The following is a 17,070-nucleotide window of genomic DNA, read 5'->3' as shown; positions in this document are numbered from 1 at the left end:
GTTTGCGTGGTGTTTTACCCTGTTAAAGTGCTTATCAAAAAGGTTATTACGTCCCTATGTCGAGAGAATTATTTCTGATGTAAAATTTTCGTAAAAATTGTTAATCCACTCCTTATCCCCGGTATTCCGGGGCATTTTTTTACCCAGCTCCCTTTTAGCTTGCATGCAGGCTGTTCTAAGGGGTGAAAGTGCCCAATGTGGGTTTGGTGGAAGTGTTACAGGCTATATAAGATAAAGTAAATATGCTCCTAGTGACAGTCATCACGAAGCAGTGCGCTAGGACAGCATGACACACATGCCTTAACACCGACATCTACACAAGGAGGGGAACCGTCCCATGTTTAGGTACATCCTCCAGCGATCGCTGACGTACCTCGTCATGGTCTTTATTACGACTACGATGGGTTACTTTGCTGCGGTTACTGCCCTGAAGCCTGCCCTCTTGGAGCAGGAAAAGGTTCCGAAGCCTAGCCCCGAGCAGGTGAACCGTAACTTCGCGTCCCTGGGTCTCGATCCCGAAATGAACCCCTGGGACCGCTACGTTCAGTGGTTGACCAATGTGGTCACCAAGTTCGATTGGGGCCGTAGCCCCAACGGCGCGTACATTAACCAGGAATTTGGCCAGCGCGTGTGGGTTTCTACCCGCCTGCTGCTGGTAGCTACCATTCTCTCGATTGTGATTGGTATTGCCCTGGGTGTGTACTCGGCAGCTCGCCAGTATAAGTTCTCTGACCGTGTTATCACCGGTTACTCCTACCTGGTCTACATCATCCCCGCTCCCGTTGCTTACTTCGTGGTGCAGCAGGGCGCGACCACTATCAACAACATCGCCGTTGCTAATGGTGGAGAGAAGATTTTCTTCGTGACCGGTATTTCGACTCCGGGTCTGACCGGATTCTGGGAAATCACCATCGATATGGCGGCGCACTACATCGTGCCGACTTTCTGTATGACCATCTTCGGTTGGGCTGGTTACCAGATTGCACAGCGTCAGTACCTGCTTGATAACGTGAACGCTGACTTCGTGCGTACCGCTCGTGCAAAGGGTCTGACCCGCAACCAGGCGATTACTCGCCACGCACTGCGCGTCTCCTTCATCCCCGTGGCACAGTCCATCGCGTACCAGATTCCGCTGATTTTTGCGGGTGCATTCTTCGCTGAGACTGTCTTTGCATGGCCCGGTATCGGTAAGTGGTCGATTGACTCCATTTCCTCGCAGGACGTGAACGCTGCGACCGTGACCCTCGCGTACGGTTCTGCTCTGTTCGCTGTCGGTGCGATTATCGCTGATATCGCTACCACCATCGTCGACCCCCGAGTGAGGATCTCATGAGCCAGGTAACTGCAACTTCCTCCGTACCGGTGGTACAGGAGAACGGTAACTTCAAGGTCATCAACAAGAGCGTTATTATTCTGCGCCGCTTCCTGCGTAACAAGTCTGCAGTCTTCGGCCTGTCCGTGTTCATCGGCATGGGTCTGTTCGGCCTGTTTGGTAAGTACCTGACCAAGTACAAGCCCAACGACATTGACTACATGGCGCTGGGTGAAGGCCCCTCGGCTGACCACTGGTTCGGTACCACCATCGCGGGTAACGACGTGTTCGCCATGATGGTCGAGGCCGTCTGGACCTCTCTCGAAATTGGTGTGCTCGTTGGTTTCGTCACCGTGTTCATCTCCGCAGTCTACGGCTGTGTGATGGCGTACTTCGGTGGCTGGATCGACAAGATTATGCTGTTCATCCTCGAGACCCTGATTATGGTGCCCTCACTGTTGATTCTGGCAATTCTGATCAACGGTCAGGTTGGTAAGCAGATTCAGAAGAGCGTCCCCACCTGGATTCTGCTCTCTGCAGTGCTGATTACCTTCGGCTGGATGGGTAGCGCCCGTGTTATTCGTGCAATGGCACAGTCCCTCATCAACCGCGACTTCGTGAAGGCTGCACGCTACATGGGTGTGCACCCCTTCAAGATTGTGATGCGCCACCTGGTTCCGAACATCGGCTCCCTGCTGGTTCTGAACTTCACCAGCGGCATCATGAGCGCTGTGCTCTCTGAAGTTGCCTACTCCTTCATCGGCATCGGTATTAAGTACCCCAACTACTCGCTGGGTTCGCTGATTTCGGATGCTTCGCAGCAGATTAACACCCTGCCGCACATGTTCTGGTTCCCGGTTCTGTTCTTCTTCCTGCTGGTTGGTCCGCTGGCCCTCATGAACGATGGTCTGCGTGACGCATTCGACCCGACCTCCATGTCTGTCGGTAAGATCAAGAAGTCCAAGAAGAACGAGAAGGCAGAGGCACCTGCTGCCGCTGCAAAGGAGGCGAAGAACTAATGAGTACCTCTCCCGTTCTGAGCGTTAAGGACCTCAACGTCCGCTTCAACACTGAGAATGGCATCGTGCATGCTGTTCGCGGTGTGAACTTTGACCTGTATCCCGGTAAGACCCTGGGTATTGTGGGTGAGTCCGGTTCCGGTAAGTCCGTTGCCTCCATGGCGATTATGGGTCTGCACCCGACTACCGCTGACATCACCGGCTCGATTAAGTACAACGGCACCGAGCTGCTGGGTCTGAGCGATAAGGAAATGTGCGCATACCGCGGCAAGGAGATCTCCATGGTCTTCCAGGATCCGCTGTCCTCGCTGACCCCCGTGTACACCATTGGTGATCAGATCGCTGAGGTGCTCAAGGTCCACAACAAGGGCATGAGCAGGCAGGCTATCAAGGACCGTTCCATCGAACTGATGCGTATGGTGGGTATTCCCTCGCCGGCTGATCGCCTGCGTTCCTTCCCGCACGAGTTCTCCGGTGGTATGCGTCAGCGCATCATGATTGCTATGGCGATTGCGAATGACCCCCGCGTGCTCATCGCCGATGAGCCCACCACCGCACTGGATGTGACCATTCAGGCGCAGGTGCTGGAGGTTATGCAGAAGGCTCAGGATGAGACCGGCGCAGCGACCATCATGATTACCCACGACCTTGGTGTTGTGGCTGGTATGGCTGACGACATTCTGGTGATGTACGCTGGTAAGCCGGTGGAGATTGCGAAGGCAGAAGACCTGTACAAGCATCCCTCCCACCCGTACACCATCGGTCTGCTGGGTGCGGTCCCGCGTGTGGACCGTTCCGAGAAGGTCTCCCTGGTTCCGATTGAGGGTACCCCTCCGAACCTGATCAACCCGGTAACCGCGTGCTCCTTCCGCCCGCGTTGCCCCATCGCTAAGAGCGGTGGCCAGTGCTGCCAGGACTCCAACGGCGAGCCCGATCTGCAGCTGCTGGAAGGCGTTGGCGAGGGCCACTACTCCTCCTGCACCATCTCTCAGGAGCTGGTCGGTAAGACTGCTGACGAGCTGTACCCGGTTCCGGAGCCCCCGGTATCGAAGTATGACGGTATTCCGCGTGAGGAGCGTGCCCCCGTCCTGGAGGTCCGTAACGTCAAGAAGCACTTCCCGCTCATGAAGGGTGCACTGATTAAGCGCCGCGTGGGCACTGTGAAGGCTGTGAACGGCCTGTCCTTCGATATTCGTGAGGGCGAGTGCTTCTCCATTGTGGGTGAGTCCGGTTGTGGTAAGACCACCACCCTGCTGGAAATCATGGAGTTCAATAAGAACACCGACGGTGAGATTCTGATCAACGGAACCTCCACCAAGGACGGCAAGTCCGCGGGTGAGATTCTTGAGCTGCGTAAGAACCAGCAGATGGTGTTCCAGGACCCCACCGGTGCTTTGGATCCGCGCTTCACCGTTTACGAGGTGCTTGCTGAGCCGCTGGAAAACCAGGGCATGAACAAGGCGGACATCAAGAAGCGTGTTATCGAGCTGATGCACATTGTGGGTCTGCAACCTGACCACGTGAACCGCTTCCCGAACCAGTTCTCTGGTGGTCAGCGTCAGCGTATCGGTATTGCTCGTGCGCTTGCCGTGAACCCCAAGCTCGTGGTTCTGGATGAGCCGGTGTCCGCACTGGACGTGTCCGTCCAGGCTGGTGTGATTAACCTGTTGGAGGAGCTGCGTGCAAACCTGGGCTTGAGCTACCTGATGGTTGCTCACGACCTCGCGGTGATTCGCCACGCATCCGACCGCGTTGCAGTGATGTACCTGGGTCGTATTGTTGAGATTGGTGATGTCGACCAGGTGTTCGACAACCCAATCCACCCGTACACCCGTGCACTGCTCTCGGCGATTCCGGTTCCGGATCCCGAGGTTGAGGCAAAGCGCCACCGCATTATGCTTGAGGGCGACCTGCCCACTCCGGTGAACGCACCTAAGGGTTGTGGCTTCTCGAGCCGTTGCCCGGTCTTCAAGCTGCTGCCTGAGGACAAGAAGCGTCGTTGCCTGGAGGAGATGCCGGAACTGACCCCCGTTGAGGGCCAGGATCACGGTTATGCTTGCTACTACCCTGAGGCTGAGGCCGCTATGGTGTAGCTCTAGAGTCGGCTGAATAAGTCGCATGTGTGCCGAGGGGCGAATATTCGTTGAATATTCGCCCCTCGGGTTTTTAATGCCCGGTACTGGTGAGGCGCGTGCAGCTTGAGATTGTCACCTGGTGAGACGGCGGGAGCCTCAGAATGTGGCGCTAGGCACTGAAATCAGCAAGAAAACAGGAAAAACCGCACTGACTAGGTGTAACCTTTCTCACCATTCAAGATATGAATATTTATAGGTGAGCTTCTATACCGCAGGTAAGCCATAATTAAGCCTGTGGGTGCGCCGCTAGGGGCGTACCTCAAGGAACACATTCATAGACCGGCACTAATTCATCGCTCACCGCAGCCTATTGCGGCGCATGAGCAGGGAACCCTTGACGCTTTCCTGCAGGATTATTGAGGGTCAAACGTATAAGAGGACACTCTCATGGAGAAGAATTTCATCCTGAACCGTCGTACCGTTCTCGGTGGCGCTGCAGCACTGGGTACCGCGGGCGTACTGGCTGCGTGCGGTTCGTCCAAGGACTCCAAGGCAACCAACCAGGGAGCAACCGCGGGTACCGATGCCAAGGAACTTTACGACATTGCTGAGACCGCTGTTTCGGACCTGAAGCAGGGCGGTACCCTGCGCCTGTCTGTGACTGCACTGGGTCCGGACTTCAACCTCTTCGGCACCGGTGTTACCTCCTACACCCAGGCTGCTCTGAGCCCCATGTACTACAGCGGTCTCTGGCAGGCTAACCCCATGGGTAAGCGCACCCTGTCTACCGACTTTGCAAAGAGCTTCGAAATCGCTGAGGAAAACGGTCTGCCCGTTGTCTCCATTGAGCTGAACCCCCAGGCTAAGTTCAACGACGGTACCCCTATCGACTACAAGGCGCTGCAGGCTACCTGGAACATCCTCAAGAGCGTCGATGGCGACTACAAGATTGAGACCAGCGGTATTTACAGCAGCGTTGGCTCCGTTGAGCGCGACGGTGATGACTTCAAGGTCAAGGTCACTTTCGCAAAGCCCTACTACCCCCTGAACATCCTCTTCGGTGAAATTCTGCACCCGGCTCTGCTGGATAAGAACCTCTTCAACGAAGGCTTCGTGGACAACCCGCACCCCGAATACGCTACTGGTCCCTTCACCGTAGCTGAGGGCGGCTGGAACTCCTCCGAGAAGACCCTGACCCTGACCCGCAATGACAAGTGGTGGGGCGAGAAGCCCGTTCTGGAGCGCATCGTCTTCCGTCAGATGGATTCCGCTGCTGAGCGTGCGGCGTTCAAGAACGATGAAATTGACGCTGCTCCCGCTACCGCTGCTGCAAGCTACAAGGAGCTGAAGGAAATTGCTAACACCGAGATGCGTCGCGGTGTTCGCCTCTTCTCCGGCGGCATGGTCATGAACCCCGCCCGCATGCAGGACGTTGCTCTGCGCCGCGCTGTGGTCGCTGGCATGAACCGTGAGGCAATTGCCAAGGTTCGTTTCCAGGGTCTGGATTACGAAGAGAAGCAGCCCGGTTCGATGATTCACATGCCCTTCTCCGAGTACTACCAGGATGTCTACCCGACCCCGAACAACGATGCAGCTGCTGCATCGAAGATTCTGGAAGAGGCAGGCTACACCAAGAACGGCGAGTTCTACGAGAAGGACGGCAAGCAGGCTGCCTTCAAGTACTCCGTCTTCGGCGAGGACCCCACCTCCAAGGCTGTTGCTCAGACCGTTGTTCAGCAGCTCAAGGCTGTCGGCATTAATGTTGAGCTCGAATCCCGCGCTGCAAGCGAATTCGGTAAGGCAATGCAGGCTAAGGACTACGACGCAACTGCATCGGGCTACGCTCTGAGCGACCCGGATGCTACCCAGGCTACCCAGCAGTTCTACCTGCGTGAGAAGCCCGAGGACGCTGGCACCGACGAAATCAATGAGATGATCGAGAAGATGAAGCTCATTGCTGACGACAAGGAACGCAACCTGGCATGTAACGAGATTGAGAAGAAGCACCTCTCTGAGATTGCTGTGCTGGTTCCGCTCTTCAATGGTCCCGAGTACAAGTTCGTCAAGAAGGGTCTGCGCAACTACGGCGTTTCCCTCTACCAGGGCAATGGTATTCACTGGGAGAAGGTCGGTTGGGCTAAGTAAGTCCTCTTCCCTTCACCTACTAGGTGAATAGCCTGGAGCTATTGAAAGTGTCCACCCGGATCATCCTGGTGGACACTTTTTGTATTTTCGAAAGGGGGCTTTGGGTGTTTTTGTGTACCGATGCGGGGGAGCGGTGGTATAGCTATCCGATAAAATCCGAAAAATTCGCGCAAAAACAGGGTATTCATAGTATGGATATTCAAAAAGTGCGATAAATATTAAGAAATATCGTGAAAATTCTTGGTTTTCACTCTCGAGGTGCGCTACAGTGGAGTCATACAAAGTTATGCAGTGCCCTGCATAAATAATCATTATTTTGGGGATACGGGATACACCCGCCCGCATAAGACAGAAGGAAACCACTCCCATGACCGCCAACACCGCATACACCGCGAGTAGCCACGAAGCGACCAAGAACAGCTTCAGCCGCCGCGCCCTCATTGGCGGCACCGCGGCTCTGGGAGCTGTAGGTCTGCTCAGCGCCTGCGGCAACGGCAGTGCAAGCTCTGAAAAGACCAAGGCTGCCGGCGCCGGTGCCAAGATCGAAGACCTCTACGACATCAACGCCCAGGACGTGAACAGCCTGAAGAAGGGTGGCATCCTGCGCCTACCCGCCGGATCCATCGGTCCGAACTTCAACTTCTACACCCAGAGCGGTAACACCAGCGATAACGTCAACGTTATGAGCACCATCAGCCAGGCCGGCATGTGGAACCTCGACTTTGATGGCACCTACAAGCTGAACACTGACTTCGCTGTCTCCTTCGAACACAGCAAGAAGGACGACAAGATTCAGGTTGCCGTCAAGCTCAACCCCAAGGCTGTCTTCAACGATGGCACCCCCATTACCTACAAGGCACTTCAGTCCACCTGGAATATTTTTAAGAGCCTGGATAACGGCTACAACATTGTCTCCAGCGGCATCTACGAATTTGTTGAATCCGTAGAAAAGGGCGAAGACGACTACAGTGCAACCGTCACCTTCTCCAAGCCCTTCTACCCGCTTCAGAGTCTCTTCTCGGAGATTCTGCACCCCGCACTGGAAGACGTCGAGCTCTTCAACAACGGCTTCGTGGACGCACCCCACCCCGAGTACTGGGCTGGCCCCTTCACCCTGGCGGATAAGGGCTGGGACTCCACCGCGAAGACCTTCAGTGTTGTACCCAACGACAAGTGGTGGGGCGCCAAGCCCCTGCTGGACAAGATTGTCTTTACCCAGATGGAGTCCAGCGCTGCACGTGCTGCGTTCAAGAACGATGAAATTGACGCTATCGGTGCAAGCACCTCCTCCACCTATGCCGAGGTGAAGAACATTGCGGGTACCGAACTGCGTAAGGGTACCCGCCTCTACGCCGGTGGTCTGGATATCAATCCTCGCCGCGTCAAGGATGCTGCCTTGCGTAAGGCGATCTTCGTCGGCACCAACCGTGAAGCACTCGCAAAGATTCAGTTCCAGGGTCTGCCCTACGAGGAGACTATTGCCGGTTCGATGATTCACATGCCCTTCTCGCCCTACTATCAGGATTCCTACCCTACCCCGAATAACAGCGTTTCGGAGGCGCAGAAGATCCTGGAGGCCGCCGGTTACACCAAGAACGGCGATTACTACGAGAAGGATGGCACGAAGGCTGGCTGCGCAGTGGTGGTCTTCGGTGATGACCCGACCACGAAGGGTGAGGCTCAGACCTTCACTCAGCAGATGAAGGATGTCGGCATTGAGATCCGGATCGATCAGCACGCTGATAGTGAGTTCGCCACTATTTTGGGTAACTGGGACTACGATATTTCCTTCAGCGGCTACTCGATCTCTGCTGACGCTACCGAGGGTACCAAGCAGTTCTACTACTCCGAGAACAACGAAGGTATCGGCAGCAAGGAAATCGATGCCCTCATCGACGCCATGACCCTCATTGAGGATGATAAGGAACGTAACCTTGCCTGCAACGAGATTGAGAAGAAGCACATGGCTGAGTTCGCCTTCCTGGGTACTATTACGAACGGTCCTGACTTTGTGATGGTCAAGAAGACTCTGGCTAACTACGGTCCGCGCCTGTATAAGTCGATGGACTGGACTGCTGTGGGCTGGATGAACTCCTAAAAGACGACTGGCTGTCTTGCGAGCGGGTCGAATGTGTGTATGCGCGTTCGGCCCGCTCTGCTGTGCCCGTTGACTATTTCTGGAGGTGGGGGAGGGGGCACTGTGTGAAGGGTGGTGGGGTTGTGTCGATATGGATTTAGGTTCGGTATCTTAGGGCCGGGCGTAATAATTAAGAAATATTTATCGTGTTGCACACTTGCAGTGATGTGTGTGGTGTACACTACTAAAAATATTAAATGTGGCTTAGGACATAGCTTTAGGTCACATTATTTTGTATGGCTTGACCTGCCCGCCCATCACCGCAAATGGCAGGCGCTCCTGCAGACGGAAACCCCGCCTCCAGAGCACGCGAGCCACCCACTCTACACTGCCAAACACTGCATCAGCGTAGTCCACACCCACAAGGAGCCCGTCATGAGCCCCCAGCCCATCCCCACCCTCTCCGGATTCAACCCGATCATGAGCCGCCGCGTACTGTTCGGTGGCGCAACCGCCGTCGCTGCTGCCGGCGTACTGAGCGCTTGTGGCTCCTCGTCCTCCAAGACCGAGTACAAGGCAAGCGAAACCCCGTTCTATGAAATCAACGAGCAGGACCCCTCGAAGCTCAAGCAGGGCGGTACCCTGAACCTGAGCACCTACTCCCTTGGCCCGGACTTCAACCGCTTCTCCCAGAACGGCTCGAGCACCTCCGTCGCCGAAACCATGGGCGTTATCGCCGGTGCCGGTATCTGGCGCAGCACCTACAAGGGCGAAGATGAGCTCGACCCTAACTACTGCCTCGGCTTCGAAGCTAAGGAAGTAGACGGCAAGATCACCGCAGAGGTTCGCCTGAACCCCAAGGCAGTCTTCAACGATGGCACCCCCCATCGACATCGACGCCCTCAAGGCAACCTGGCAGATCCAGCGTGACCCCGACGGTGAATACAAGATTGCCGCAGCAGGTATCTACGAGTACATTGAAAGCGTTGAAGCTATCGATGGCGACCGCTACCACGCACGCGTTGTTTTCAAGACTGCACACAACCCCGTCAAGGGTCTGCTCTTTGGTGGAATCCTGCACCCGGCGATGCTCGACGTAAACCTCTTCAACGAAGGCTTCGTGGACAACCCCCACCCCGAGCTCGGTTGCGGTCCCTTCACCCTGGCACCCAACGGCTGGAACTCCTCCGAGAAGACCTTCACTGCTGTGCCCAACGACAAGTGGTGGGGTGACAAGCCCAAGCTGGATCGCATCGTCGTGCGTGAAATGGCAGACGCTGCAGCTCGCGCCGCCTACAAGAACGGCGAACTGGACGTCGTGGAATCACGTACCCTCAGCGCCTACAACGAGATGAAGGATGTTGCGAACTCTGAAATCCGCCGCGGTCACCGCCTCTTCGCCGGCGGTATGAACCTGAACGCAGAGCACATCACCGATACTGCTGTGCGTAAGGCAATCTTCCTGGGTATCGACCGTGGTGCTCTGGCAAAGATTCGCTTCCAGGGTCTGCCCTACGAAGAAGAAGTTCCCGGCTCGATGCTTCTGTTGGGTTCCTCCCAGCACTACCGTGACAACTACCCGGCCCGTAACCCGGAGGAAGCACGCAAGGTCCTGGAGAAGGCAGGCTACACCAAGTCTGGCGACTTCTACGCGAAGGACGGCAAGACCGTCACCCTGAAGCTGACCACCTTCGGTGATGACGCCACCACCAAGGGCCAGGCACAGACCTTCATCCAGAGCATGAAGGAAATCGGCATTAACTTCGAGCTCGATTCGCGTGCACAGTCCGAATTCTCGAAGGTTGTTGGTAACCGCGAGTACGACGTGAGCATTTCGGGCTTCGGCGTGAGCTCCGAACCGACCAGTGCTGCCGAGTACTTCTACCACTCCAAGAACTGGAACGGCGTCGGCACCCCCGAAATTGACGCTATGGTCGACGAGATGGTCACCATTCTCGACGACGCTAAGCGCGCCGAGAAGTGCAACGAAATTGAGAAGAAGCACATGAGCGAAGTTTGCCTCTTCATCCCCTTCCTCAATGGTCCGGACTTCAAGGCATGCCGCCCGAAGCTCGCTAACTACGGTGCGTTCCTCTTCAAGACCACCGACTGGTCTGCGGTCGGCTGGATGGCATAAGCCGCAGTTTTAAGCTCCCCGCCCCTATACGTTTTCGCAGTGTCGGATAGGGTTGGGGAGCTTTTTCTTGTGGAGGGTTTAGTGCGATATAGCTACCCCGTTGCTGTGCTTGTAACTTGTAACGATTCTCAAAGCATTGGATGTGACGCGCTCGCGCGCCAATTCGATATAATATTTCATTTTTTAGTTTTCGCACGCGGCTTCCGCGTGATGATGCGGGTTCAGGTGTTGAACCCGTAATTTTTAGACGGTGTATAGTTCTTCCACGGATTGGACTGTGGTCTGCATCGCTTCTTTTGGGGGTATACTGTGTTTCAACCACAAACAATGTGTGGGCTCTCACAAAGGTGATGGGCGGGAGCTTCAGCGCTCCCGAAAAATCGGCGCACAACACGGTGCGCGTATCAAATAGCACCTGAGCCCTCCGGCATGAGGAGAATAAATATATGACTCATCTACGTATTAATCGCCGTACCCTGCTGACCGGCACTGTTGCCCTGGGTACCGTCGGCCTGCTCGCTGCATGCGGTGGCGGCTCTGACAAGAAGATCAGCGGTAAGGCTGCATCAAGCACCGAGGAAATCGTCAAGAACCTCGAAATCAACAAGCAGGATCGTTCCTCCCTCAAACAGGGTGGCGAGTTTCGCGGTAGCGTCTCCGCAGTCGGCCCGAACTTCAACATTCTGACTCAGAGCGGCTACACCACCGAGAACCTCACCGCATTCGGTGGTGCCTGCAACATCCCCTCCGCTATTGGCTTCACCTCCCTGAGTCCTGCCGGCGACTACAGCCTCAACGACGACTACGTCAGCGACTACAAGGCAGAGACCGTTGACGGCGTGCAGACCATCACCTTCAAGCTCAACTCTAAGGCTGTCTTCAACGACGGCACCCCCGTTGACATTGAGGCGATCCGCGCCGCGTGGACTGTCTACCGCAACCCTGATGACGGCTACAACGTTATCGCTGCCCCCTTCTGGCAGCAGGTGGCGTCCATCGACCCTGTGGATGGCGACAAGACCCGTGTCAAGATTGTTATGTCCAAGCCCCTGTACCCCGCTGAGACCCTCGGCCTGCTCGGTCTGCACCCCGCACTGACCGACAAGGAGCTCTTCAACAACGGCTTCGTGAACAAGCCTATGGATCAGTATTGGTCCGGCCCCTTCAAGATTGGCGAGTGGAACTCTTCGGCTAAGACCCTCACCCTCGTGTCCAACGACAAGTGGTGGGGTGAGAAGCCGCTGCTGGACCGCATTATCTGGCGTGAAATGGGCGACGAAGCAGAGCGCGCAGCGTTCAAGAATGGCGAGCTGGACAGCATTAGCTTTGCTGGCCTGGCAACCTACAACGCTGTCAAGGGTCAGCCCGGTGTCCAGATCCGCTCCGGTCAGAGCGTCGGCGTGATCAACCTGCAGTTCAACCCGACTCGCGTGACCGACACCGCCCTGCGCCGTGCAGTCTTCGCCGCGGTTGACCGCTCCCAGCTGGCTAAGGTCAAGTTCGGCCAGATCAACTGGGAAGAGCCCCTGACCGGCTCCCTGATTGCTATGCCCTTCCAGAAGGGCTACCAGGACAACATGCCGTCCAACCCCGGTGCCGAGGCTGCGGCAAAGATCCTGGAGGCAGCAGGCTACTCCAAGAATGGCGACTACTATGCCAAGGACGGCAAGACTGCAGGCTTCTCCATCACCTACTTCGGTTCGGACGCAACCTCCCTGGCTCAGTTCCAGAACCTCGAGCAGCAGCTCAAGGCGGCAGGTATTAAGCTAGAGCAGGACAACCAGCCGCAGTCCCAGTTCAACTCCGTGATGGGCTCCAAGCAGTACGACTGTGCCTTCTCCGGTTGGGGTATTGGTGCTGACCCCGCAGACAGCGTTCAGTACTTCTACACCAGTGAAATCAACGAGGGCGTGGGTGATCCTGAGCTGGATAAGTACATCGCGTCCATTTACGAGAAGGAATCCCACGAGGAGCAGCTGAAGATGGCTGCTGAGGCTGAGAAGCAGCACATGGAGAAGGTTGCTATTTACTTCCCCTACGCTAACGGCCCCAGCTACGTAGCTGTGAAGGAGAAGCTGGCTAACTACGGTCCTTCCCTCTTTGCAACCAGTTACACCGACCCCAAGCGCTGGGTCAATGTGGGTTGGCAGAACTAAAGCCACAGGTTAATTTTCTGGATTCCTATTCGGTGGTTTCTGAATTTTCAGAGGCGCCAGCATAAGACTCCAGAAGTGTAAAGTCCCGCGGTATTCCGCCCTAGAGGCGGGGTGCTGCGGGACTTTTCTATGTTTTTGAAGGGTGGTTTTGTGGTGGGGTGGTTTCGGGAATTGACTGAAATATTTTCCCTGAAACGGTGAACTAGGTCATAGTGCATGGGAAATGTGTGTATACTATTGCCAATACAAAATGTGTGTGCTGTCACAAAGGTGTGCGGGTTGTGTTCCCCCGCGTACAGCAAAGTAGCATCCCACCTAACTGAGGAAAACTAATGACCACTTTCACCCTCAACCGTCGTACCCTGCTCACCGGCACCGTTGCCCTGGGTACTGTCGGCCTGCTCGCAGCCTGTGGCGGCAACTCCACCAAGAACGCGAGCAACGCTCTCTCCGCCGGCGACGACCTGTCCAAGGCAGTCTCCTACAACGAGAAGGACCGCTCCACCCTCAAGGACAGCGGCGAGCTGCGACTGAGCGCAGACGGCATTGGCCCGAACTTCAACATCCTCAACACCAACGGCTACACCGCAGGTAACCTGAACATTCAGGCGGCAATTAACTCCTCATTCACCGGCGGCTACTACGCTGATTTCCGCGGTGAAGGCCACATGAACGAGGACTACGTCACCGAGTACAAGGCTCAGACCGTTGACGGCGTGCAGACCGTCACCTTCAAGATCAACCCGAAGGCAGTCTTCAACGACGGCACCCCCATCGACATCGCTGCTGTCCGTAGCTACCTGACCATCTACCGCGGCGCAGCAGAGGGTAAGGACTACCAGATCACCCCCTCGCCGATGTGGGAACAGGTCGCAAGCATCGAAGAGATCGACGGCGACTCCCGCCACGTGAAGGTCACCATGACCAAGCCCTGGTACCCCATCGAAGGTAGCTTCACCTCCTTCCTGCACCCGGCATTTGTCGACGTCACATTCTTCAACGACGGCATGAACGGCAAGCCTCTGGACAAGTACTGGGCAGGTCCCTTCAAGGTCAGCGAGTGGGATTCCTCTGGCAAGGTCCTCACCGTTGTCCGCAACGAGAAGTGGTGGGGCACCAAGCCTCTGCTCGAGCGCATCACCTGGCGTGAAATGAGCTCCCAGGCAGAGCAGGCAGCATTCAAGAACGGCGAGATTGACTACGCTGACGCCAGCACCCTCAGCTCCTACAACGAGCTCTCCACCGTCGCTAACGTCGACATCCGCAAGGGTAGCGCACTGGCCGTGGGCAACTACGAAATCAACCCCGAAAAGATGCCCCTGCCCGTCCGCCGTGCCTTCGTTGCCGCCCTGAACCGTGACCAGCTGCTCAAGCTGCGCTACGAGAAGCTCGGCTGGAAGGAAAACCTGCCCGGCTCCATGTGCATGCTGCCCATGCAGGAAGGCTACCAGGACAACTACCCGACCAAGCTTGGCAAGGACGTCGCCACCAAGATCCTCGAGGATGCAGGCTACACCAAGAACGGCGACTACTACGAGAAGGACGGCGTTAAGGCTTCCTACTCGGTGACTACCTTCGGTACCGACCCGGTCGTAAGCTCCACCGCACAGTTCCTCACCCAGCAGATGAAGGAAATCGGCATTGAGCTGAGCATCGACAACCACGGTGCATCCGAAATGGCAAGCATCATCTCCGCGAAGAACTTCACCATCAAGAGCGGTGGCTACGGCATCACCACCTCCCCGGTGGATGCGGCGAACTACTTCTACATCTCCGAGACCAACAACGGTCACGGTAAGGATCTGGACTCGCTGGCAGCAACCATGATGTCCACCGAGGACCGGAAGGAACAGCTTAAGATCATGAACGAGCTGGAGAAGCGCCACCTGGAAGAGGTTGCCATCTATGTGCCCACCCACAACGGCCCGAACTTCAAGGCGTGCCGTAAGGGTCTGGCGAACTACGGCCCCATGCTCTTCGGTCTGCCCTACTACAACCCGAACGTATGGATCAACGTCGGTTGGGAAAAGTAAAAATCTTAAGCGCTGAGCACAGCGCACATGCCCCATAAGGGCAAAAGCGTTGCCGCGGCGTGTTACAAAAGGATTAAAAACCTTCTGTAGCACGCCGCTTTTCCATGCCCTAGAGAGCAGTAAGGATATACTTAAAAACAAATGTGGGCATTCTGCCCGCCCCGGCAGAGACTGTCCTCCCGCCGGGTTGGAGTGCTGGCTACGCACCGTTCGCGTACCGACTCCACAACACTGCGAATACTCTAGGAGAAATTCCATGAAGAGCATGTCTGTCTCTCGCCGTACCCTCCTGACCGGCACCGTTGCCCTCGGTACCGTTGGTCTGCTGGCTGCCTGCGGCGGCTCGAAGGAAAAGGTTGGCGGTAGCGCCGCTAACAATGCTGAAGATATTCTGAAGAACCTTCAGATTAACAAGCAGGACCGTTCCTCCCTCAAGAAGGGCGGTACCCTGACTCTCGCGGCTACCGCCCTGGGCCCGAACTTCAACCTGCAGACCCAGAGCGGCTACACCTCCAGCAACCTGGACGCGCTGGCACCCTGCAACATCGCTGCTGTCATGGGCTTCTACACCATGAGCCCCGACGGTGAAGGCACCCTCAACCCCGAGTTCTGCACCGAGCACAAGACTGAAACCGTCGACGGTGTGCAGACTGCAACCTTCAAGATCAACCCCAAGGCAGCCTTCAACGACGGCACCCCCATGGACGTGAACGCTGTTCGCGCCATGTGGAAGGTCTACCGCGCAACCACCGACAACCCCTACCACATCACCGACAACACCATGTGGCAGCAGGTTGAGAGCATCGAGGCTGTGGACGGCAACAACTTCCACGTCAAGGTCACCATGAAGGCTCCGTATTACCCCTCCGAGGGTCTGTGCGCCTTCGCAATCCACCCCGCCCTTGAAGACGTCAACCTCTTCAACGAAGGCTTCGTTGACAAGCCCCTCGACCAGTACTGGGCAGGTCCCTTCAAGATTGGCGAGTGGAACTCTTCCCAGAAGGTTCTCACCCTGGTCAAGAACGACAAGTGGTGGGGCGAGAAGCCTGTGCTGGACCGCATCATCTGGCGTCAGATGGACTCCGAAGCAATCCGTGCAAGCTTCAAGAACGGCGAACTGGATGCCTTCACCTTCGTGGGTGCAACCAGCTACAACGCTGTGAAGGGCCAGGCAGGCACCGAGATTCGACAGAGCCAGAACACCAACGTCAACATCATTCAGCTGAACCCCAAGCGCATTGAGGACCTGGCACTGCGCCGCGCAATCCTCGCCGCTGTGGATCGCGAGCAGATTGCTAAGGCATACTTCTCGCAGCTCGGCTGGACCGAGCCGCTGCCCGGCTCTATCATCGCAATGCCGTTCCAGAAGGGCTACCAGAACAACTACGCTGGTGACACCGGTGCACAGGCTGCAGGCAAGATTCTGGAGGCTGCAGGCTACTCCAAGTCCGGCGACTACTACGCTAAGGACGGCAAGGTTGCTGGTTTCGCTATGACCTCCTTCGGCTCCGAGGCTGTCTACCAGGCGGTCTACCAGATTCTGGAGCAGCAGCTGAAGTCTGCAGGTATTCGCTTGAGCGCTGACAACCAGCCGCAGTCGAACTCCAACTCCGTGCTTGGTCAGAAGAGCTACGAAGCAATCTTCACCGGTTGGGGCGTTCTGCCCGACCTGGCTTCCTCGGCGCCCTACTTCTTCACCACCGAGGTGTTCGAGGTCGGTGACCCTGAAGTTGATAAGCTCATCGAGAAGCTGCAGAACACCGAGAAGGAAGACGAGCGCATCAAGATCGCTAACGAGGCGGAGAAGCTCTACTACGAGAAGGTCGCAGTGTACCTGCCCTACGCAAACGGCCCGATGTACGCCGCTGCTAAGGCTAAGATTGCGAACTACGGTCCGTCCCTGTTCAAGCAGAGCTACACCAGCGCTGACTACTGGGTCAACGTTGGCTGGCAGGAGTAGTACCGCTTGCGGTAATGCTCTAGCCGTCCTGTAGAACAACAGAATCCCGGGTGCTCTCACGAGAGAGTACCCGGGATTTTGCTGTGCCCTCTAAGTTTCTGTGCCCTTGAGCGGGATATGTAATTACAAAAAACGAGGGGGAGGGGAGCGCCGCCC

At 56.3% G+C, this 17,070-nt stretch carries 10 protein-coding genes; all 10 read left to right on the top strand.

Annotated elements, in window-relative coordinates; genetic code table 11:
• Window positions 1-337 precede the first annotated feature (337 nt).
• The 10 genes from NML54_RS06190 (at window position 338) to NML54_RS06145 (ending at window position 16,914) form a co-directional block, all read left to right on the top strand.
• Window positions 338-1,333: an ABC transporter permease gene (locus tag NML54_RS06190; RefSeq protein WP_070629231.1), complete on the top strand. Its 996-nt coding sequence runs from the start codon at window positions 338-340 to the stop codon at window positions 1,331-1,333.
• Window positions 1,330-2,331, top strand: a complete 1,002-nt coding sequence (locus NML54_RS06185) for an ABC transporter permease (protein WP_254756699.1) — start codon at window positions 1,330-1,332, stop codon at window positions 2,329-2,331. Before NML54_RS06190 ends, NML54_RS06185 begins: the two co-directional genes overlap by 4 nt.
• Entirely contained in the window at window positions 2,331-4,424 is a 2,094-nt protein-coding gene (locus NML54_RS06180) for an ABC transporter ATP-binding protein (protein ID WP_254756697.1), read from the top strand. The genes NML54_RS06185 and NML54_RS06180 overlap by 1 nt, the downstream gene beginning before the upstream one ends.
• Before the next feature lie 429 nt (window positions 4,425-4,853).
• Window positions 4,854-6,551 (top strand): ABC transporter family substrate-binding protein, encoded by a 1,698-nt coding sequence (locus NML54_RS06175; RefSeq protein ID WP_254756695.1) that lies wholly within the window; start codon window positions 4,854-4,856, stop codon window positions 6,549-6,551.
• 367 nt (window positions 6,552-6,918) lie between these two features.
• Window positions 6,919-8,649 (top strand): ABC transporter family substrate-binding protein, encoded by a 1,731-nt coding sequence (locus NML54_RS06170; RefSeq protein ID WP_254756693.1) that lies wholly within the window; start codon window positions 6,919-6,921, stop codon window positions 8,647-8,649.
• Window positions 8,650-9,063: 414 nt separating this feature from the next.
• Window positions 9,064-9,558, top strand: coding sequence for a hypothetical protein (locus NML54_RS06165; protein WP_254756691.1), 495 nt, complete (start codon window positions 9,064-9,066; stop codon window positions 9,556-9,558).
• A complete protein-coding gene (locus NML54_RS06160; protein WP_254756689.1) occupies window positions 9,503-10,765 on the top strand; it encodes an ABC transporter family substrate-binding protein in 1,263 nt (420 codons plus the stop codon). The genes NML54_RS06165 and NML54_RS06160 overlap by 56 nt, the downstream gene beginning before the upstream one ends.
• A gap of 446 nt (window positions 10,766-11,211) precedes the next feature.
• Window positions 11,212-12,921, top strand: a complete 1,710-nt coding sequence (locus NML54_RS06155; RefSeq protein WP_254756687.1) for an ABC transporter family substrate-binding protein — start codon at window positions 11,212-11,214, stop codon at window positions 12,919-12,921.
• A gap of 332 nt (window positions 12,922-13,253) precedes the next feature.
• Window positions 13,254-14,954 (top strand): ABC transporter family substrate-binding protein, encoded by a 1,701-nt coding sequence (locus tag NML54_RS06150; RefSeq protein ID WP_254756686.1) that lies wholly within the window; start codon window positions 13,254-13,256, stop codon window positions 14,952-14,954.
• Between the two features lie 256 nt (window positions 14,955-15,210).
• Entirely contained in the window at window positions 15,211-16,914 is a 1,704-nt protein-coding gene (locus tag NML54_RS06145; RefSeq protein ID WP_254756684.1) for an ABC transporter family substrate-binding protein, read from the top strand.
• Window positions 16,915-17,070: the final 156 nt, after the last annotated feature.

Source organism: Rothia gullae, from assembly GCF_024294905.1.
In the GTDB taxonomy this organism is placed as follows: domain Bacteria; phylum Actinomycetota; class Actinomycetes; order Actinomycetales; family Micrococcaceae; genus Rothia.
The sequence above is the reverse complement of the archived record's forward strand: the minus strand, read 5'-3'. Positions and strand labels throughout refer to the sequence as shown.